The 20307-nt window shown below is 29.9% G+C and carries 17 protein-coding genes and 5 pseudogenes; 11 read left to right on the forward strand and 11 right to left on the reverse strand.

The window, feature by feature from the left end; genetic code table 11:
* Nucleotides 1-2 precede the first annotated feature (2 nt).
* From sfsA to grxD, 10 genes and pseudogenes are all read left to right on the forward strand, one after another.
* Nucleotides 3-701 carry a DNA/RNA nuclease SfsA gene (sfsA, locus tag Q0X98_RS05580; RefSeq protein WP_297682052.1) on the forward strand — a complete coding sequence of 233 codons (699 nt, stop codon included), beginning with the start codon at nt 3-5 and terminating at the stop codon, nt 699-701.
* Nucleotides 694-1464, forward strand: coding sequence for a type I methionyl aminopeptidase (map, locus tag Q0X98_RS05585; protein ID WP_297681980.1), 771 nt, complete (start codon nt 694-696; stop codon nt 1462-1464). The genes sfsA and map overlap by 8 nt, the downstream gene beginning before the upstream one ends.
* 3 nt (nt 1465-1467) lie before the next feature.
* Nucleotides 1468-2760, forward strand: coding sequence for an adenylosuccinate lyase (purB, locus tag Q0X98_RS05590; RefSeq protein WP_297681981.1), 1293 nt, complete (start codon nt 1468-1470; stop codon nt 2758-2760).
* Nucleotides 2760-3547 (forward strand): annotated as a pseudogene (gene purC, locus Q0X98_RS05595) (phosphoribosylaminoimidazolesuccinocarboxamide synthase). The gene purB and the pseudogene purC overlap by 1 nt, the downstream one beginning before the upstream one ends.
* Entirely contained in the window at nt 3544-3639 is a 96-nt protein-coding gene (locus Q0X98_RS05600; RefSeq protein ID WP_297681982.1) for a phosphoribosylformylglycinamidine synthase subunit PurS, read from the forward strand. Before purC ends, Q0X98_RS05600 begins: the two are co-directional and overlap by 4 nt.
* Nucleotides 3620-3787, forward strand: a complete 168-nt coding sequence (gene purS, locus Q0X98_RS05605) for a phosphoribosylformylglycinamidine synthase subunit PurS (protein ID WP_297681983.1) — start codon at nt 3620-3622, stop codon at nt 3785-3787. The genes Q0X98_RS05600 and purS overlap by 20 nt, the downstream gene beginning before the upstream one ends.
* 3 nt (nt 3788-3790) lie before the next feature.
* Nucleotides 3791-4471: pseudogene (gene purQ / locus Q0X98_RS05610) on the forward strand (phosphoribosylformylglycinamidine synthase I).
* Nucleotides 4468-6663: pseudogene (gene purL / locus Q0X98_RS05615) on the forward strand (phosphoribosylformylglycinamidine synthase subunit PurL). Before purQ ends, purL begins: the two co-directional pseudogenes overlap by 4 nt.
* The gene (locus Q0X98_RS05620; RefSeq protein ID WP_320415278.1) at nt 6663-6893 is read left to right on the forward strand and encodes a BolA/IbaG family iron-sulfur metabolism protein; all 231 of its coding nucleotides are present in this window, start codon (nt 6663-6665) and stop codon (nt 6891-6893) included. The pseudogene purL and the gene Q0X98_RS05620 overlap by 1 nt, the downstream one beginning before the upstream one ends.
* On the forward strand, nt 6893-7210 hold the full coding sequence (gene grxD, locus Q0X98_RS05625) for a Grx4 family monothiol glutaredoxin (RefSeq protein ID WP_297681985.1): 318 nt from the start codon (nt 6893-6895) through the stop codon (nt 7208-7210). Before Q0X98_RS05620 ends, grxD begins: the two co-directional genes overlap by 1 nt.
* Before the next feature lie 20 nt (nt 7211-7230).
* On the opposite strand, the gene Q0X98_RS05630 is transcribed toward grxD, so the two are convergent.
* The 11 genes and pseudogenes from Q0X98_RS05630 to Q0X98_RS05685 all read right to left on the reverse strand — a co-directional run bounded on the left by Q0X98_RS05630 (nt 7231) and on the right by Q0X98_RS05685 (nt 19537).
* Entirely contained in the window at nt 7231-9051 is a 1821-nt protein-coding gene (locus Q0X98_RS05630; protein ID WP_297681986.1) for an autotransporter domain-containing protein, read from the reverse strand.
* A gap of 258 nt (nt 9052-9309) precedes the next feature.
* Complete coding sequence (locus Q0X98_RS05635; RefSeq protein WP_297681987.1) at nt 9310-9771, reverse strand: Ig-like domain-containing protein; 462 nt, start codon at nt 9769-9771, stop codon at nt 9310-9312.
* Nucleotides 9743-10429 carry a discoidin domain-containing protein gene (locus tag Q0X98_RS05640; protein ID WP_297681988.1) on the reverse strand — a complete coding sequence of 229 codons (687 nt, stop codon included), beginning with the start codon at nt 10427-10429 and terminating at the stop codon, nt 9743-9745. Before Q0X98_RS05640 ends, Q0X98_RS05635 begins: the two co-directional genes overlap by 29 nt.
* An 88-nt stretch (nt 10430-10517) precedes the next feature.
* Complete coding sequence (gene rpsD / locus Q0X98_RS05645) at nt 10518-11135, reverse strand: 30S ribosomal protein S4 (RefSeq protein WP_271507578.1); 618 nt, start codon at nt 11133-11135, stop codon at nt 10518-10520.
* Between the two features lie 40 nt (nt 11136-11175).
* Nucleotides 11176-11889 carry an RNA methyltransferase gene (locus Q0X98_RS05650; RefSeq protein ID WP_297681989.1) on the reverse strand — a complete coding sequence of 238 codons (714 nt, stop codon included), beginning with the start codon at nt 11887-11889 and terminating at the stop codon, nt 11176-11178.
* Nucleotides 11890-11908: 19 nt separating this feature from the next.
* Nucleotides 11909-13510: a citramalate synthase gene (gene cimA, locus Q0X98_RS05655; protein ID WP_297681990.1), complete on the reverse strand. Its 1602-nt coding sequence runs from the start codon at nt 13508-13510 to the stop codon at nt 11909-11911.
* A pseudogene (gene cysS, locus Q0X98_RS05660) lies at nt 13507-14857 on the reverse strand (cysteine--tRNA ligase). The gene cimA and the pseudogene cysS overlap by 4 nt, the downstream one beginning before the upstream one ends.
* A 45-nt stretch (nt 14858-14902) precedes the next feature.
* On the reverse strand, nt 14903-15640 hold the full coding sequence (gene nadE, locus Q0X98_RS05665) for an NAD(+) synthase (RefSeq protein ID WP_297681991.1): 738 nt from the start codon (nt 15638-15640) through the stop codon (nt 14903-14905).
* 39 nt (nt 15641-15679) lie between these two features.
* Nucleotides 15680-17058 (reverse strand): annotated as a pseudogene (locus Q0X98_RS05675) (3-deoxy-7-phosphoheptulonate synthase class II).
* A gap of 35 nt (nt 17059-17093) precedes the next feature.
* Entirely contained in the window at nt 17094-18914 is a 1821-nt protein-coding gene (glmS, locus tag Q0X98_RS05680; protein ID WP_297681993.1) for a glutamine--fructose-6-phosphate transaminase (isomerizing), read from the reverse strand.
* Nucleotides 18915-18919: 5 nt separating this feature from the next.
* Nucleotides 18920-19537 (reverse strand): DapH/DapD/GlmU-related protein, encoded by a 618-nt coding sequence (locus Q0X98_RS05685; protein ID WP_297681994.1) that lies wholly within the window; start codon nt 19535-19537, stop codon nt 18920-18922.
* Between the two features lie 69 nt (nt 19538-19606).
* Here Q0X98_RS05685 and Q0X98_RS05690 point away from each other — a divergent pair, with 69 nt between their 5' ends.
* Nucleotides 19607-20290, forward strand: coding sequence for an HAD-IA family hydrolase (locus tag Q0X98_RS05690; RefSeq protein WP_297681995.1), 684 nt, complete (start codon nt 19607-19609; stop codon nt 20288-20290).
* Nucleotides 20291-20307: the final 17 nt, after the last annotated feature.

Consider the following 20307-nt stretch of genomic DNA (forward strand, 5'->3'; position numbering starts at 1 on the left):
AAATGGAATTTACCAAGTCTTTAATAAAAGGCAAATTAATCAAACGATATAAAAGATTCTTTACTGACGTTCAGTTAAACAAAGAAGTCGTTACAGCTCATTGTCCAAATACTGGGTCAATGAAAGGTCTCCTAGATGAAGGAAATGATGTTTATTTACTTCCAAATAATGATCCTAAAAGAAAACTTAAATATGGTTTAGAAATTATAAAGACTAGAAAAAATCTTGTTGGTGTAAATACTCATATGGCTAATAGAATAGCTCAACATGCTTTAGAAAATAACCTTATTAAAGAAATAAAAAATAGTGACCTAATTAAACCAGAGGTATTTTTTAACAAAGAGACTAGATTTGATTTTCTGATAGAGAAAAATAAACAAAAAAGCTTCGTAGAAGTTAAAAATGTTACTCTCTTTAGAAATAAAGATACAGCAGAATTTCCAGATGCAGTAACAGCACGTGGGACTAAACACCTACTTACTCTTATTGATGCCATAAAAAAAGGTTATAAAAGCTACTTATTATTTTTAGTTCAAATCCAAAATATGGAGAAATTTAAAATAGCTAAAGATATTGATAGTGAATATTATAACAATTATTTAATAGCAAAAAAAGCAGGAGTTAAGTTTTTAGCTTATAGATGTGATATAAGTTCTAAAAGAATTTTTATAGATAAAAAACTAAAAATTATTCATGCCTGATTATAAAGAAAAATTTGAAAAAATGAGAGTTGCTGGAAAGTTAGCAGCTCAAACTCTAGATATGTTAACTGATAATATTAAAGAAGGTGTATCAACCGATCACATTGATAAATTGGGTTATGAATTTATCAGAGATAATGGAGGGTACTCTGCTCCACTTTATTATAGAGGGTTTATAAAATCGTTATGCACATCTTTAAATCATGTTGTATGCCACGGTATTCCTTCAGATAGAATTTTAAGAGATGGTGATGCAATTAATGTGGATGTAACAGCTATCGTTGATGAACATTATGGAGACACTAGTAGAATGTTCTCAATTGGAAATACATCTATTAAATTAAATAATCTTATCGATACAACACACGAGTCTATGATGAGAGCTATCAAAATTTTAAAGCCTGGAATTAGATTGGGTGATATAGGGTATGAAATTCAATCATTCGTTGAAGAAAAAGGTTTTTCAGTTGTTCGAGATTTTTGTGGGCATGGGATTAGTACAACTTTTCACGAGCCCCCTAATATTTTACATTATGGAAGTAAAAACTCTGGAATGGATTTAAGACCTGGTATGACTTTTACAATTGAGCCTATGATTAATACAGGTAAATATGATGTTAAAATGTTAAATGATGGTTGGACTGCTGTTACAAAAGATAAATCTTTATCAGCACAATTTGAACATACGTTAGGAATTACTGAAAATGGTTATGAAATTTTTACAGAATCTGCTAAAGGTTATTCAAAGCCTCCATACTTATAATTAATGATTAAAAGATACTCGCGAAAAGAACTAACTGACATTTGGTCAGAAGAGAACAAATACAAAATTTGGCTAGATGTAGAGGTTGCAGCTGCTGAAGCTATGGAAAAACTTGGTCAAATTCCAAAGGGAGTTGCATCAGTTGTAAGAAAAAAAGCTAAAATTAACGTAAGTAGAATTCATAAAATTGAATCTGAAGTTAAACATGATGTTATAGCCTTTCTAACTTCTGTTACTGAAAAAGCAGGAATTAAAGCTAGATATTTGCACCAAGGAATGACTTCGTCAGATGTATTGGACACAAGTTTTAATATTCAAATGGTCCAATCAGGTAAAATCATATTAAAAGACATCGATCAAATTTTAAAAGTTCTAAAAAAACAGGCTAAAAAATATAAATTTACTCCTTGTATGGGAAGAAGTCACGGTATTCATGCTGAACCTGTTACCTTTGGTCTAAAATTGGCTTCGTTTTACGAAGAATTTAAACGAAATAGAAAAAGATTAGTTGATGCTATTGATGAAGTATCAACATGCGCAATATCTGGTGCCGTTGGAACTTTTGCTAATATCAACCCTAATGTAGAAAAACATGTTGCAAAGAAACTAGGGTTAAAAGTTGAACCAATTTCAACACAAGTGATACCAAGAGACAGACATGCATTTTATTTTTCAGTGTTAGGTATCATTGCGGGATCAATTGAAAGAGTTGCAGTTGAGATTAGACATTTACAAAGAACTGAAGTTTATGAATTACAAGAATTCTTTTCAAAAAATCAAAAAGGTTCTTCAGCAATGCCCCATAAAAAAAATCCAATATTAAGTGAAAATTTAACAGGACTTGCAAGAATGGTTAGAAGTGCAGTAATTCCTGCTTTAGAAAATATTGCACTGTGGCATGAAAGAGATATTTCTCATTCTAGTGTTGAAAGAAATATTGGACCCGATGCAAATATTACAACTGATTTTGCATTAGTTAGGTTAACTAATATTTTAGATAACATGATTGTTTACCCTAAAAAAATGTTAGAAAATTTAAATATCACCAAAGGATTAATTTTTTCACAAGAAGTTATGTTAGAGTTAACTAAATCTGGATTAAGTAGAGAGCAATCTTACAAGATGGTTCAAAATTATGCTAAAAAATGTTTTGCTGAAAATCTAGATTTATTTGATGTGATTAGTTCTGATAAATTGATTATGAGTAAAATCACACCTAAAAAACTAAAATCGATATTTAGTTATGCAAAACACTTTAAAAATGTGAATTTCATCTTTAGAAGAGTTTTTAAATAATGAAAAAAGGAAAAAAACTATACGAAGGAAAAGCTAAAATCATTTACGCAACAAATGATAAAAATTTAGTTATTCAGTATTTTAAAGATGATGCCACTGCATTTAATAACCAAAAAAAATCTACTATTGAAGGTAAAGGTGTTTTAAATAATAGAATTTCAGAACATATTCTTTCAAACCTTATCTCAAATAGGAATTAAAAATCATTTAGTAAAAAGACTTAATATGAGAGAACAAGTTATTAAGTTAGTTGAAATTATTCCAATTGAATTCATTGTAAGAAATGTTGCAACCGGATCTATTACTAAAAGATTAGGAATTGAAGATGGAACAGTTTTAAAAGAACCACTTATTGAGTATTGCTTAAAAGATGACAAATTAGGAGATCCATTAATAGCAGAAGAGCATATTTTAGCTTTTGATTGGGCCTCAAAAAAAGAAATAGAAAAAGTTAAAAAAATGATTTTAAGAATTAATGACTTTATGATCGGTATGTTTAGAGGAGTTGGAATTAAGTTAATAGATTTTAAATTAGAATTTGGAAGACTTAAGGTTAATGGTAAGAGAGGAAGTTATTCTAGCTGATGAAATTAGCCCTGATACCTGCAGACTTTGGGACAGTATTACTGATAAAAAATTAGATAAAGATAGATTTAGAAAAAATTTAGGTGATCTAATTCCTGCTTATACAGAAGTTGCTAAAAGACTTGGTATACTTCATGAACAATCAAACCTTTCCGCAGTTAATGTAACAAAATTATCTTCAGTTAAAAGAAAGCGAAAATGAAAATTTCTGTAATTATTACTCTTAAAAAAGATGTGCTTGATCCTCAAGGTAAAGTTATTCATCAAACGTTAGATGGTATGGGTTTTAGATGATATCAATGAAGTAAGACAAGGTAAGTATTTTGAAATAGATACAAAAGAAAGTGATCCTAAAAAAGCTAAAGATAAAGTTGAAGAAATGTGCAAAAAACTTTTAGCTAATCTTGTTATTGAAAATTATAAAATTATTGATGCACAATAATTAATGAAATCATCTGTTATTACATTTCCTGGTTCTAATTGTGATAGAGATATGGATGTAGCTTTAAAAAAATTTGGCTTTAAAAATAAAATGGTTTGGCATGATGATGTTGAATTACCAAAAAGTGATTTGGTAGTTTTGCCTGGTGGTTTTTCTTATGGTGATTATTTAAGATGTGGAAGTATGGCCTCAAATCAAAATAATGAAATCTGTAATTAATTTTGCAAACTCTGGTGGAATGGTTATGGGAATTTGTAATGGTTTTCAAATTTTAGTTGAAACAGGTTTGGTTCCTGGTGTTTTACTAAGAAATAAATACTTAGAATTTATTTGTAAAAATGTATTTGTTAAAATTAATAATAAACAAAATACTTACTTTAAAAATATTGATAATGATGTTTTAGAATTTCATATAGCTCATAATGAAGGAAACTATTTTTGTACAAATGACCAATTAAAAGAAATTGAAGATAATGAGCAAGTTGCAATTAATTATTGTGATAAAGAAGGTTCAATTGAAGAAAATTTAATCCTAATGGATCTATTAAAAATATTGCAGGTATATTTAATAAAGAAAAAAATGTTTTAGGGATGATGCCTCATCCTGAAAGAATGATTGACCCTTCTCTTTCGGGTGAAGATGGTTCTCTTTTTTTTAATAATTTAATTAATAATCTTAAATGATCGTAAACGAACAAGTAGCTATAGATCATGGTCTTAAAAAAGATGAGTATGCTAAAATTTGTGAACTACTTAAGAGAACTCCAAATATTACTGAACTTGGTATTTTCTCAGCTATGTGGAATGAACATTGTTCATATAAATCTTCAAGACTTCATTTAAAAAAATTACCAACAAAAGGAAAACAAGTCATTCAAGGACCAGGAGAAAATGCTGGAGTTGTTGATATTGGTGATGATGATGCAATTGTATTTAAAATTGAAAGTCACAACCACCCTTCTTTTATTGAACCTTACCAAGGTGCTGCAACAGGTGTTGGTGGAATTATGAGGGATGTATTTACAATGGGAGCACGTCCTATTGCTAATTTAAACTCTATTCATTTTGGTTCACCTCAACATAAAAAAACTAAAAATTTATTAAGAGGTGTAGTTCATGGTATTGGCGGATATGGTAATTGTATGGGTGTTCCAACCATTGCTGGTCAAACAAACTTTGATAGCTCGTATAACGGTAATATCTTAGTAAATGCTATGACTTTAGGGTTAGTTAAAAAAGATAAGATTTTCTACTCAAAAGCTGCAGGATTAAATAAACCTGTTATTTATGTAGGTTCAAAAACTGGTCGTGATGGAATTCATGGTGCAAGTATGGCGTCAGCTAGTTTTGATGAAAAAATTGAAGAAAAAAAACCAACTGTTCAAGTTGGTGATCCTTTTACTGAAAAATTATTACTTGAAGCTTGTCTTAGAATTAATGGCAGGAGACTCAATTATAGCTATTCAAGATATGGGGGCAGCTGGACTTACTTCATCAAGTATTGAAATGGCTTCAAAAGGAAATCTTGGAATTGAAATTAATTTAAATAAAGTTCCATGTAGAGAAGCAAAATGACTCCTTATGAAATTATGCTTATCTGAAAGCCAAGAAAGAATGTTGATTGTTTTAGAAAATGGCAAAGAAGATCAAGCTAAAAAGATATTTGATAAATGGAATTTAGATTTTGCTGTAATTGGCAAAACAACTAATTCTAAAAAAATTGAGCTTTATTTTGATGATCAACAAGTTGCAGATATTCCAGTTAATACATTAGTTGAAAACTCACCTATGTATGACCGTAAATGGAAAAAAGCAAAACTACCTAAAAAAAATAAAATTAAAAAAGAAGATCTTAAAAATTTAAAAATTATTGATGTCTTAAAAAAAGTTTTATCTCATCCAAATGTTTGTAGTAAAGAATGGATTTGGCAACAATACGATCATACAGTTATGGGTGATACTATTCAAAAACCTGGTGGAGACTCTGGTGTTGTTCGAGTTCATGGAACTGATAAAGCAGTTGCAGCATCAGTTGATCATTCTGCTGTTTATTGTTGGGCACATCCTCTAACAGGTGGAAAACAAGTTGTTTGTGAAAGTTTTAGAAATCTTAATTTCTGTTGGTGCAAAACCAGTTGCTATTACAAATTGCTTGAACTTTGGTAGTCCTGAAAATGAAGAAAATATGGGTGAGTTTGTTGAATGTGTTCAAGGTATTGGTGAAGCTGCTGAATATTTAAAATTTCCAGTCGTTTCTGGAAATGTATCTTTTTATAATCAAACAAAAGAAGAAGGAATTAAACCTACTCCATCTATTGGTGGTGTTGGTTTAATTAAAGATTATAAAAAAATGATTACAATGGATTTTAAAGAAATTGATAATATCGTTTTAGTTATTGGAAAAACTGAAGGTCATATTGATCAAAGTTTATTTGCAAGAAATATTTTAGATGAAAAAAATGGTCCTCCACCAGAGATTAATCTATTTAATGAAAAAAATAATGGTGAAACATTATTAAAGCTTAATTGATAGTGGTTTAATTAAAAGTGCTCATGATGTATCAATTGGAGGAATAATAACTGCTGTAAGTAAAATGTGTATTAAAGGCAATAAAGGAATTAATCTTAAAAAACCAAAATATTTAATCAATGAAATTGAATATTTCTTTGCTGAAGATCAAGGCAGATACATAATTGAAGTTAGCTAAAGAAGATCTTAAAAAAGTGACTGATATTCTTAAAAAAAATGCTGTTCATTTTGATGAACTTGGAAAATTAATGAAGATCAATTGTTTATTAATGAAAAGACAAAAGTATCAATTGACGAATTAAGAACATCTAATACAAGTTGGTTAACTAACTATATGAGTAAATAATGGCAATGGATTTAAAAGAAATTGAGAGTTTAATTAAAGAAGCATTAACTGATGCTACTGTTGAAATTCAAGATTTAGCAGGAGATGGTAATCACTATTCAGCAACAGTAACTTCTGCTCAATTTTCAGGTAAAAGCAAAATTGAACAACATAAAATGGTATACAATTCTCTTAAAGGTAAAATGGGAAATGAATTACATGCCTTAGCAATTAAAACAAAGGAACAATAATGGACGATAATACAAAAAATTTAATTCAAAATCATATTGATAATAATGAAGTATGTTTATTTATGAAAGGAACACCTGATGCTCCTCAATGTGGTTTTTCAATGGCTGTAACAAATATGTTAAAACTTCTTGAAGTAAATTTTCAAAGTGTAAATGTTTTAGAAGATCAAAATATTAGAGAAGGAATTAAAATTTTTAGTGACTGGCCTACTATCCCTCAACTATATATTAAAAAAGAATTTGTTGGTGGCTGTGATATCGTAAAAGAAATGTACGAAAGTGGTGAGTTAGCAAAACTACTTGAACTAAAGGTATAAATTTTAAAGCTAAAAACTAATTAAAACGATCTTGATAAAGACACATTAGCTGTCTGATCAGAGTTTTCACTTAATGATTGATTGGCATTAAATTTTAAATCAAATCCATTTATTTTTTTTGTAATATCGAATCCTGCTTTTAAATCTTCAGACCCATCTATTTTCATTGCATATTCAGTATCTCTATTTGTAATATAACTAGCTCCTAAATATAAAGTATCGCTATGAGCGTTGTTACTTTGATCTCTTTCATAGTTAGCAATTATTGTTAAACCATTTTCTTTAATTAGCTCAAATCCAAGGCCAGCTCTTATATTATGCGTTGCTTCATGAGCAATAGATAAGGTGTAATCAGTGTTTGGATCTGAAACATAAGAAACGGTAGCATCTGAAGAAGGGCTAAAGTTTGCCCCATATTCTAAAAGTCCACTTGGTTTAAATGTTATGCTTTTAAATTGAATAATATCATCTAATCTTAATCCAATTGATACCATGCCTGTTTCTATTTTTTGTTTATCATAAGTAAGAGCATCTGTTCCTATTTCGCTATAATTAGATAGTTCGGTGTAACCAAGATCAATCCTGGCATTTGGTGTTATATTAAATTTTTCTTTATTATATTTTGTACTAAAGTTAATTGATCCAAATACTTGTCTACCACTTCTTTCTCCAGTTAACGTATTAGATCCATTTTTTCTAATGTGATCAGTTTTAAGTGAACTTACTCCAAGAATAGTGTCAAGAAATTTTGCATCCTCATGAGGAAAAGTTCCATAAATAGATAAACTATAAGAATTAGTATCCAATGATGTCCCTGATGTACCTACTTCAACTTCATCTCTTCCAAATCGAAGAGCATAACCATACATCTTATTTTCATCAATTTTCTTATCCATTCCAATTGTAATGCCGTTACTATCAATATCTTTTGAAGAAGAAGATGATGTATCACCAATTTTACCAACACCAATACTACCTTCACTCCAATATGACCAATTATCTGATAAATCTAAATTTTCATTTATATCAATCGATGCTGGAATAACATTTGATAATGATGCAAGCATTGCATTTGAAAATTGAAATTTAATATTCTGGTTGGTTAAATTAGTTTCTTTTCTATGATGTCTTAACCAATCCATACGATTAATTACTGGAGTTGTAACATATTGCAAAATTCTCTTTGGCGCTTCTGTTTGTGCATCAATTGATCCAACAACATCTTTATCGGTCAATGGATCGGTAGTTGAATTTTCAGTGGTAAAACTTAAAGCGGTGGTACTTGATATTCCAGCATATGAATTTCCAGCATTATCATCAAAAGCAGTAGCATCTATCAACACATAGTATTCTGTTTGTTCAGACAAATCATTTCCAGGATTAATTGTAATTTCTGTTCCCCCACTTCCACTTACTTTAGCTCCTGTAACATCTATAGTTTCAATAGTGCTATCATCATATGTTTTTTTAATAGTAATATTGCCACTTTCAGCATCAACGGCTTCGCTAAAGTTTAAAACTATATTGGCATCTAATGCAACAGCAGTTGCATTATCAGCTGGAGTTGATGAACTTAAAGTTGGGTTTTGAACATCTGCAGTGGTAAAACTTAAAGCAGTTGTGGAACTTATTCCAGCATATGAATTACTAGAACTATCATCAAAAGCTGAGGCATCTATTAAAACATAATATTCAGTTGAGCTGTCTAATGTAGAAGATGGATTAACTGTTATTTGAGAAGATCCAGATCCAGAAACTAATTCCCCTGTCACACTAATTGTCTCAACAGTTGAATTATCTGAGGTTTTTTTTAAAGTGATGTTTCCACTTTCTGCATCCACACTTTCGCTAAAGTTTAAAACAATATTTGCATCTCAACGCTACACGTTGCATTATCAGCTGGAGATGATGAATGATAAGTGTGGGTTTTGACACATCTGCAGTGGTAAAACTTAAAGCAGTTGTGGAACTTATTCCAGCATATGAATTACTAGAACTATCATCAAAAGCTGAGGCATCTATTAAAACATAATATTCAGTTGAGCTGTCTAATGTAGAAGATGGATTAACTGTTATTTGAGAAGATCCAGATCCAGAAACTAATCCCCTGTCACACTAATTGTCTCAACAGTTGAATTATCTGATGTTTTTTTTAAAGTGATGTTTCCACTTTCTGCATCCACACTTTCACTAAAGTTTAAAACAATATTTGCATCATCTAGCACACCTGTTGCATTATCAGCTGGAGTTGATGAACTTAAAGTTGGGTTTTGAACATCTGCAGTGGTAAAACTTAAAGCGGTTGTGGAACTTATTCCAGCATATGAATTACTAGAACTATCATCAAAAGCTGAGGCATCTATTAAAACATAATATTCAGTTGAGCTGTCTAATGTAGAAGATGGATTAACTGTTATTTGAGAAGATCCAGATCCAGAAACTAATTCCCCTGTCACACTAATTGTCTCAACAGTTGAATTATCTGAGGTTTTTTTTAAAGTGATGTTTCCACTTTCTGCATCCACACTTTCGCTAAAGTTTAGAACTATATTTGCAGTCAACAGCTACACCCGTTGCATTATCAGCTGGAGTTGATGAACTTAAAGTTGGAGCAGTGCTATCTGCGTCACCAAAAAATTCAAGCTCATTAATCTGGTGACCACCTGATACTGTAGACGTTACATAATATCTAAAATAAGAATATGAATCTGGAGTAGCAAAATCATCTCCTGCTCCAGTATATTTAATTACCTGATGACGGGCACTAAATGGAGAATTACCATTGCTGCTGTATGAATAAATATCTGTCCAATTTGATCCATTATTAGAGCCTTGTATCTTCCATATATCAGGGTCTCTACCAGCTGCATCATTACCAGAAGTTATTGTAAAATGAGACAAAACATATGATTGAGATAATTGAACATAGATCCATTGAGTAGGATTATCACAACACCATTTTGCAGAACCACTAGAAACATTATTATCAAAAACACTATATGATCCTTCACCAGCAAAAGTTTTTTTTGAACTTGCATTTATTGAAGTCCAATTAAAGTTAGAGCCATTAGTTCCACTATCAACACCGTTATCTTCAGGATCAGTAAGATCATTACCCAATAAAGCACCCGAACCTGTGCCTAAGACAGTTGCAGCTATTAAAGTAGAGTTATTTAAAACTGAAAATAATAAAATAATTGTTACTATAAAAAATTTCATTGATATTAGTTTAATATTACCTTTATAGTAATTTAATTAAAACTTTTAATAGTAACTATAGACTTGAAATATAAAGATTGAGTTTGCTCTATCTTGAATAGTACTCAATAACTAGGTTTGGCTCCATTACGATTGGATAAGGAACTTCTTCAAACTTAGGTGTTCTAACAAATTTAACTTTTTTGTTTTTCTCATCCATTTGAATATATTCTGGAGTTTCTCTTTCTTTACTTGCAAGAGCAATATCAATAATCGCAAGTTGTTTAGATTTATCTCTAATTTCAATAGAATCTTCTTCTTTAACTATGTAACTCCCAATATTAACTTTTTTACCATTCACTCTAACATGACCATGGTTAATTAACTGTCTTGACGAAAATACTGTTGTCGCAAACTTTGCTCTGTAAATGACTGCATCTAATCTTCTTTCAAGTAAACCAATTAAGTTTTCACCAGTGTCACCTTTAAGCATAACAGCTTTTTTATAAATATTTCTAAATTGTCTCTCATTAATGTTGCCATAGTAAGCTTTTAGTTTTTGCTTAGCTTGTAATTGAGTTCCATAATCTGATAGCTTACCTTTTCTACCTTGACCGTGTTGGCCTGGTCCATAGTCTCTTTTATTGAAAGGACTTTTCGGTCTTCCCCATAGATTAGCTTTTAATCTTCTATCTACTTTATGTTTAGAGTTTAATCTTTTTGTCATTTGATATTGGGGTTTATAAGCTTACAGGCTATTTTGTCAATCAACGTTTTTTACCTAAACTAGCAAATACACTAGCTAATATACGTGTTTCCTTGGACGATAAGTCCATTCTATAGAAAATATTTCTCAAGTTTTCCAACATAATAGGTTTCTTCTCTTTTGGTTTAAAAAAGTTTATTTCATCTAAGTTTTGAATACATAGATTGGTCATTGAATGTACCTCTTTTTTAGAGGCAGATTTAACCTTTTTAGATTTTTTAAAATCAGAAGTCTTAGATTTTATGATGCTTGAAACATATTGGGCAATAATAATTAGACTGTGAGATAAATTTAAAGATTTAAATTCAGGATTAGTTGGGATTTGTAACGTATAATTTGCATAGCTTACCTCATTATTCGATAATCCTGAAGCCTCAGATCCAAAGAGAAATGCTACCTTTTTGGTAAAATCGATTTTTTTTAAATCTTCCAATTGAATGTGTTTAATATTTTTATTTCTAAATCTTGCAGATGTTGCAATCACATAATCTATATTTTTTAATGCAGGTTCTAATTGATCAAAAACTTTACTTTTATTAATAATATTTTTAGCACCAACTGAAGTTGCTAAAATTTTATCATTTGGAAAAATAGGTTTTGGATCAATAACAGATAATTTTTGAAAATTAAAATTCTTCATCCCTCTAGCACAAGCACCAATATTTTCTGAGAGCTGAGGTTTATGTAGAATAAAAGTGATATTATTTGCTGACATTATTTATAAAAACCAAAAATTATAAACTTGCTGGAGCCTTATCTTTAAATAATTTATAGTCTAAACTATCAACCAAAGCCTTAAAAGATGCATCAATTATATTTGGGGAAACTCCAATAGTGAACCAGTTAACACCCTTAGAGTCTGTACTTTCAATTGAAACTCTAGTTACCGCTTCTGTTCCAGTATTTAGAATTCTTACTTTATAATCAACTAATTTTAAATCTTTTAAATATTCAGAATATTTAGCAAGTTTATTTACATTTTTTCTAATCGCATTATCAAGTGCATTGACAGGTCCGTTTCCTTGACCTTCACATAATATTTTTTGACCATCAACTTCTAATTGTGCTTTAGCATGAGAAATAATTTCACCGTCAATATCCTTTTTAACTGAAACATCATATTCATTAATTAAAATATATCTTGGGATATCACCTATCAATCTTCTAGCTAATAATTCAAATGAAGCATCTGCTCCATCATAACTATATCCAATAAATTCTCTGTCTTTAACTTCATTTAAAAGTTTTTTAATTTTTGGATCATTTTTTTCAATTTGGATACCAATTGATTTTAATCTAGACATTATATTTGACTGGCCAGCTTGATCTGAGACTACAATGTTTCTTGAATTTCCCACTTCCTCAGGGTCAATATGTTCATATGTTTTTGGATCCTTTTGAACTGCAGAAACATGCATTCCACCTTTATGTGAAAAAGCAGAAGCTCCCACATAAGGTAAATGTTTATTAGGTTTTCTATTTAGTAATTCATCTAATAATCTTGAGCATTGTGTTAAATTCTTAAGGTTTTCTCTTTTAATATTAAGTTTAAATTTCTCACTAAAATCTTTTTTTAAAAATAATGATGGAATTAAAGACATTAAATTTGCGTTCCCACATCTCTCCCCTAATCCATTAATAGTACCTTGGATTTGTCTAACACCTGCTTGAACTGCAGCTAAACTATTTGCTACTGCATTTTCTGTGTCATTGTGAGCGTGGATACCTAAATTTTCCCCTGGAATATGTTTTATAACCTCAGATACAATTTTAGTTACTTCATGTGGAAGGGTACCACCATTTGTATCACACAAAACAATCCATCTAGCTCCTTGATCATATGCTGCTTTTAAACACTTTAAAGCGTAATCAGAATTAGCTTTATATCCATCAAAAAAATGTTCTGCATCAAACATAAATTCTTTACCTGAACCAACAATATGTTTTGCACTTTCTTTAATATTTTCTAAATTTTCTTCATTAGTAATTCCAAGTGCTACATCAACTTGAAAATCCCATGATTTTCCAAATAAACAAACTGACGAACTTTTTGAGTTAATTAATGATGCCAACATTGGATCATTTTCAGCACTATGTTCAGACTTTTTGGTCATTCCAAAAGCTGTGAGTTTTGCGTTTTTAAAACCATGATCTTTGTTAAAAAATTCAGTATCTGTTGGGTTGGCTCCAGGCCATCCACCTTCGATATAATCCACTCCTAAACTGTCTAATGAATTTGATATTTTTTCTTTATCATCAATTGAAAAATCAACACCTTGGGTTTGGGCCCCATCTCTTAATGTGGTGTCAAAAATATATAGCTTTTCCTTACTCATTTAAATTTCCAAATTGTTTTACCATCTTTATCTTCTATTAAAACACCTTTGTCTAAAAGGTAGTCTCGAATATTGTCAGCTTCTTTATAATTTTTATCAGCTCTAGCTTTATTTCTAAGATCTATCTTATTTTCAATTTCAGTCTCTGAAATATCGACTTTTCCTTTTTTAAAATTTAACCACTCTTCTTTAGTTTCTTGAAGCAAACCTATAAAATTACATGCTGTATTAAAAATCTTTTTATCCTCATCATTTCCGTTGTTCGCTTTGTCATAAAGTTTATGTAAATTTGCAATATAACCTGGTGTATTTATATCATCATATAAAGGTTGAATAATTTCATCATCTAAAGCTTTGCTTGAAGGTAAATAAACATTGTACCATTTATCAATTGTGTTTTGACAATCATCTAATAATTTATCATTCCAATCCAATGGCTGTTTATAATGAGCACTTATCAAAGCTAGTCTTAAAACTTGTCCACTAACTTTATCTCTAAAATCTTTTATCTTTAAAATATTTCCTTGAGATTTTGCCATCTTTTCATTTGACATAGTAATAAAAGCATTATGTAGCCAATAATTAGCAAAAACCTTGGTATCATTTGCACATCTTGATTGAGCGATTTCATTTTCATGATGTGGAAAAATCAAATCTATACCTCCACCGTGTATATCAAATTCATTTCCTAAAAATTTCTTAGACATTGCAGAGCATTCTAAATGCCAACCAGGTCTACCTTTTCCCCATGGTGACTCCCATGATGGTTCATTTTCTGAAGAAGGTTTCCACAATACAAAATCTTCTGAACTCTTTTTGTTATCACTTATTTCAATTCTAGATCCAGCAATTAATTCCTCTAATTTTTTATTTGATAATTGACCATATTCATCAAATTTTTTTACTTCAAAATAAACATGCTTATTATTTTCATAAGCAAAACCCTTTTTGATTAATTCAGAAATCATCTCAATCATTAAATCAATATGTTCTGTCGCTTTAGGTTGTTCTGTTGGGATTCTCACAATTTAAATACTTACAATCTTCGCTAAAACTTTTAATTACAGTTTTTGTTAAATCTGAAATAGATATTTTTTTTTCATTTGATGATTTAATTATTTTATCATCTACATCTGTAATATTTCTAACATAAGTGACTGATGAATATTTATTTTTAAGTATTTTAAAAAGAATATCAAAGATAACTATTGGTCTTGCATTACCAATATGAGGATCATCATAAACTGTTGGTCCACAAACATACATGCCTATATTTTTTTCATCTATTGGTACAAATTTTTCTTTTTTGTTACTTAGATTGTTTGTTAAAAAAATATCTTTATTCATCATTTTAGAAATATACTTAATTTATAGATTTGTGAATCTATTTGATTAATTTGGAATTTTGCATACTGGAATGGGCTCCATTTTATGCAAATTTTGTTTTCTTATACTTTCGTACTTTGCTCTATTCTGTGAGTTAGGATTATCCATGGCTTCTTCTAGTTCGTGGTATTGTAGACCAAGCTGGCCTTCATCCGTTCGACCATCATCCCACAAACCATCAGTTGGAGCTGCATCAATTATTTCTTTTAAAATTCCAAGCTCTTTTCCAATTCCCCAAACTTCTGATTTGTTACAATCAGCTATTGGAGATATATCAACTCCACCATCACCATATTTTGTGTAAAATCCAACACCAAAATCTTCTACTTTATTTCCTGTACCAACAACTATACCTTTGTTTGCAGCTGCTACTTGATAAAGAGTGGTCATTCTCAATCTTGCCCTAGAATTTGCCATCCCATGTTCGTTATTAAATTTAGATAAGCTAGAAGAAAAGGCTGAAAACAATTCATCTAAATTTATTGTATGTGCTTCAACATTTTTAAATTTATTCATTAGCCACTCTTGATGCTTTAAACTAAGATCATGTTGTTGTGATTTTTGTTTAATTGGCATGGATAATACAATTGTTTTTAATCCAGTCATTGCACTTAAAGTACTTGAGACTGAAGAGTCTATCCCTCCAGAAATTCCAATAACTAATGATTGAGCCTTACTCGGCATGTTATTGGCATAATCTTTTATCCAATTAGATATAAAATTAACTTTTTCTGAGGCATTCATAGTTTTAAAATATTAGTTGTTGGTATCTTTTACAATGTTTTAAGATGCCGCTCTGTCTGCATTTTTGGAATATGAGCTATTCTTTTTAATCTCATCAGAAATTAAAAAAGCTAATTCTAATGCTTGATTTGCGTTAAGTCTTGGATCGCAATGAGTATGATATCTTGATGATAAATCTTTTTCTGATATTTTTTGAGCACCCCCAATACATTCGGTTACATTTTGGCCAGTCATTTCTATATGTAAACCACCTGCGTAACTTCCTTCACTTTGGTGGCATGCAAATACATTCTTAACCTCTTTAGAACACTATTAAATGGTCTCGTCTTAAATCCTGTTGCAGCTTTAACCGTATTTCCATGACAAGGATCGCAAGACCAAATTACATTTAAACCCTCTTTTTTAATTGCTCTAATTAATTTAGGTAAATGTTTTGAAACGTTATCTGCACCAAATCTTGAAATTAAAGTGATTTTACCTTTTTCATTTCTTGGGTTAATTTTATTACAAAGGTTTATTAAATCTTCTGGTTTTAATGTTGGTCCACATTTAATACCTATTGGATTTTTAATACCTCTGCAAAACTCAACATGGCCTCCATCAAGTTGTCTGGTTCTATCTCCAATCCAAACAAAGTGGGCCGAAGTATCATGATTTTCACCAGTCGTAGAATCTGTTCTAGTCATTGTTTCTTCAAAAGGTAACAATAATGCTTCATGAGAAGTCCAAAAATTAACTGTCTTTAATCTTCTGTTAAAATCTGAATTAATTCCACAAGCATCCATAAATGCTAAAGCATCTGCTATTCTATCCTCAAGTTCTTTAAATCTTTTTAATGTTGGACTATTTTTAATAAATCCTAAGTTCCAATTATGAACATTTTGAAGATCAGCAAAACCACCATGGCAAAAAGCTCTAATAAGGTTTAATGTTGCAGCTGATTGAGAGTATGCTTTAAATAATCTTTTTGGATCTGGAATTCTTGATTTTTCATTAAATTCCATTCCATTAATATTGTCTCCTAAATAACTTGGAAGTTCCACACCATCTTTAGATTCAACTGGAGAACTTCTAGGTTTTGAAAATTGACCAGCTATTCTTCCAACTTTAACAACGGGTAAAGATGCTGAGTAAGTTAATACTAAAGACATCTGTAACATTAGTTTGAATGTGTCTCTAATATTGTCTGGATTGAATTCTGCAAAACTTTCCGCACAGTCTCCTCCTTGAAGTAAAAATGCTTTTCCATCTACCACATCAGCAAGTTGATCTTTTAAATGTCTAGTTTCCCCGGCAAACACTAATGGTGGAAATGTTCCAATCTTATCCAACACCGTATCCAATTCCTTTTTGTCAGGATATTCAGGTATGTGTTTTACAGGATACTTTCTCCAACTATTTTTTTTCCAATTTTTCATATTCAACTGGGGATTGTTTTAGCAGAGTTTGGACTTTATTCAACAGTTACTGATTTTGCCAAGTTTCTTGGCTTATCTATATCATAACCTTTTTTAAGGGCTGAATAATATGCAAGTTTCTGTAGTGGAATAGTTAAAAGAAATGGAAGCAAGTCATCATTTGTAGTCTCTACTTCAATTTTTTCCCAAATATTTTCAGATACAATTTCATCTTTACTTTTATTGGTAATCAATAAAACTTTAGCCCCTCTTGCTACTACTTCCTGCATATTTGAAATAGTTTTTTTATAATAGTTATCTCTTGGAGCTAAAACTACAACGGGCATACCCTCCTCAATTAAAGCTAATGGTCCATGCTTCATTTCACCTGCTGGATAACCTTCGGCATGAACATATGACAACTCTTTAAGTTTTAATGCACCTTCTAATGCAATTGGATAAGAAAATCCTCTACCTAAAAACATTGATCCTTTAGCCTCATTAAATGTTGAAGCAATAGCTTGAATATCATTGTCTACTAACAAAGTTTCTTCAATTAGTTTTGGTAGATTTTTTAAATCTTTTATTTTTTCTTGATAATCTTTATTTTTAATTTCTTCTCTTAATGATGATAATTTTAATGACAAAATATACAAAACAAGTATTTGTCCTAAAAAAGCTTTAGTTGAAGCAACTCCAATTTCAGGACCACAATGAATTGGTAGAACAAAATTTGAGTCTCGTGCAATTGAACTTTCAATTACATTTACAACTGCACAAGTTTTCATATTATTTTTATTACATAAATCTAAAGCTGCATAAGTATCAGCAGTTTCACCTGATTGAGATACAAAGATATATAAAGTATCGTTTTTAAATCTATTTTTTCGGTATCTAAACTCTGATGCTATATCAATATTAACATCTAAAGTTGTTAATTCTTCAAACCAATATTTGGCCATTAAACAAGAATGGTAAGCAGTTCCACAACCAATCAACATAATTGATTTGATTTCATCCATTTTCCAAGGAAAATTATAAATATTAATATCTTTATTTACACTATCTACATATTCTTTAATCCCAGTTTTTAAAGTTTGAGGCTGTTCTTCAATTTCTTTAGCCATGAAATGTTTGTAATCTCCTTTATCATATTTTTGCTGGTCAGAAGAAAGTTCTAAAACTTTTTTATTAATCTTTATCCCTTCTTCATTAAAAAAATTAACCTCATCTTTTTTAATAAAACAAAATTCACCATCTTCTAAATAAGTTATCTTATTGGTCATTGATTTTAGAGCATAAGAATCTGATCCAAGGTAATTTTCATTAGGGCCATATCCAACTGCCAAAGGAGAGCCACGTCTTGCACCTATTATTAAATCTGGCATATCTTTAAAAATAATTCCTAAGGCAAAACTTCCATGAAGTTGTTTTAAAGTTTTAGTAATAGCCTCTTGTAATTCGGATGTTTTAAGGTTTTCTGTAATAAGATGAACAATTACCTCTGTATCTGTTTGTGATTTAAATTTATGTCCTTTACCTAATAAATATTTTTTTAATAATGTTGAATTTTCAATTATTCCATTATGAACCACAGATACATTTTCTGATGAATGTGGATGCGCATTAACACTATTTGGCACTCCATGAGTTGCCCATCTAACATGACCAATACCAATATTTCCTGAAAGATTTTTTAAATCAAAATTATTTTCTAAATTTTCTACTCTACCCTCAGATTTAACCTCATTAATATGACCATCAGACAAAGTTGCAATTCCAGCAGAGTCGTAACCCCTATACTCTAATTTTTTTAGAGAATTAATAATGCTGCTTGATACTGACTTATTGCTAGATATTCCAATTATTCCACACATAGATATTATTTTCTTTTATAATTTTTTATTTCTGTTTGTAATGATCTTGTTAATGCTAAAGATTTCTTTTTTACATTTTTTGTTATTACTGAACCAGCGCCAATAATGCTTTCTTGATCTATAGTAACTGGTGCTACTAAAGATGAATTTGATCCCACAAAAACCTTATCTTTTATTTTTGTCTTACTTTTTTTAACACCATCATAATTGCAAGTAATTGTTCCTGCACCTATATTAACAGATTTACCAAGATTACTATCACCAATATAAGATAAATGATTTACCTTAGATTTTTTTCCAATAACACTTTTTTTTATTTCAACAAAGTTTCCAATTTTAGATCCTTCTTTTAAAATAGTGTCTGGTCTTATTCGTGCATAAGGGCCAACTTCAACTTTATTTTCTATTTTACAAGACTCTAAATGTGAAAATGATTTTATTATGACATTATTTCCAATTTTCACATTTTTCCCAATAACAACATAAGGTTCAATAATTACATTCTTTCCAATTTTAGTATCATTTGAAAAAAAAATTGTTTCAGGTCCAAGCATTTTAACACCACTTGTCAAAAATTTATTTCGAAGCTTGTTTTGAATTTTTTGTAAATTTAATTCTTTCATTTTAAAATGCTTTATATTAAGTATGTGACTTAATTAATTCACATAATATTTCTTTAAAAAACTTTTGAAATGAAGCAAAAATTCACAATTTTATTTGATTTAGATGGCACCCTTGTGGATACAGCCCCAGATTTAATGTTAGCTCATAACCATGTAATGAGAAAATTTGGCTACCCCACTAAATCAACTGAAGATATTAGAAATTTAGTTGGCAAAGGTGCTGGTGCTTTAATAGGGAGATCTATATGGGGACAAGCAAAAAAAGAATTTAGTAAAGTTTTAGATGAAAAGATTAAAGATGAAATGGTTAAAGAGTTTGTAAATTTTTATGGTAAAAATATTGTTAATGAAAGTACACTCGTTAATGGTGTTAAAGAATTTTTAAAATGGTGTAAGGAACAAAATATTTCTATGGCTGTTTGTACTAATAAACAAGAGCATCTATCTAATGATCTTTTAAAAAAAATTGGAATTTATGATTTTTTTGAATATGTAGCTGGATCAGATACTTTTGATTATTGCAAACCTGATCCAAGACACTTAACAAATGTAGTTGAAATTCTAGATGGTGACATAAAAAAAACTATAATGATTGGTGACAGCGAAACCGATGCAAATGCGGCTAAGGCTGCAGAGATACCAGTAATTTTATTGGAAAATGGATATACTGAAAAAAATACAACTGAAATATATCATAATCATCTTATAAAAGACTTTATTGGCATAGAAAAAATAATAACAAAATATCTTTAATATTGATTAATTTTTTT

This window comes from uncultured Candidatus Pelagibacter sp., assembly GCF_943788075.1.
Lineage (GTDB): Bacteria > Pseudomonadota > Alphaproteobacteria > Pelagibacterales > Pelagibacteraceae > Pelagibacter.

Coding starts and splice junctions, on each gene's coding strand:
- sfsA (WP_297682052.1), top strand. CDS start 3: ATGGAATTTACCAAGTCTTTAATAAAAGGCAAATTAATCAAACGATAT.
- map (WP_297681980.1), top strand. CDS start 694: ATGCCTGATTATAAAGAAAAATTTGAAAAAATGAGAGTTGCTGGAAAG.
- purB (WP_297681981.1), top strand. CDS start 1,468: ATGATTAAAAGATACTCGCGAAAAGAACTAACTGACATTTGGTCAGAA.
- Q0X98_RS05600 (WP_297681982.1), top strand. CDS start 3,544: ATGAAAATTTCTGTAATTATTACTCTTAAAAAAGATGTGCTTGATCCT.
- purS (WP_297681983.1), top strand. CDS start 3,620: ATGGTATGGGTTTTAGATGATATCAATGAAGTAAGACAAGGTAAGTAT.
- Q0X98_RS05620 (WP_320415278.1), top strand. CDS start 6,663: ATGGCAATGGATTTAAAAGAAATTGAGAGTTTAATTAAAGAAGCATTA.
- grxD (WP_297681985.1), top strand. CDS start 6,893: ATGGACGATAATACAAAAAATTTAATTCAAAATCATATTGATAATAAT.
- Q0X98_RS05640 (WP_297681988.1), bottom strand. CDS start 10,429: ATGAAATTTTTTATAGTAACAATTATTTTATTATTTTCAGTTTTAAAT.
- rpsD (WP_271507578.1), bottom strand. CDS start 11,135: ATGACAAAAAGATTAAACTCTAAACATAAAGTAGATAGAAGATTAAAA.
- Q0X98_RS05650 (WP_297681989.1), bottom strand. CDS start 11,889: ATGTCAGCAAATAATATCACTTTTATTCTACATAAACCTCAGCTCTCA.
- cimA (WP_297681990.1), bottom strand. CDS start 13,510: ATGAGTAAGGAAAAGCTATATATTTTTGACACCACATTAAGAGATGGG.
- nadE (WP_297681991.1), bottom strand. CDS start 15,640: ATGAATGCCTCAGAAAAAGTTAATTTTATATCTAATTGGATAAAAGAT.
- glmS (WP_297681993.1), bottom strand. CDS start 18,914: ATGTGTGGAATAATTGGAATATCTAGCAATAAGTCAGTATCAAGCAGC.
- Q0X98_RS05685 (WP_297681994.1), bottom strand. CDS start 19,537: ATGAAAGAATTAAATTTACAAAAAATTCAAAACAAGCTTCGAAATAAA.
- Q0X98_RS05690 (WP_297681995.1), top strand. CDS start 19,607: ATGAAGCAAAAATTCACAATTTTATTTGATTTAGATGGCACCCTTGTG.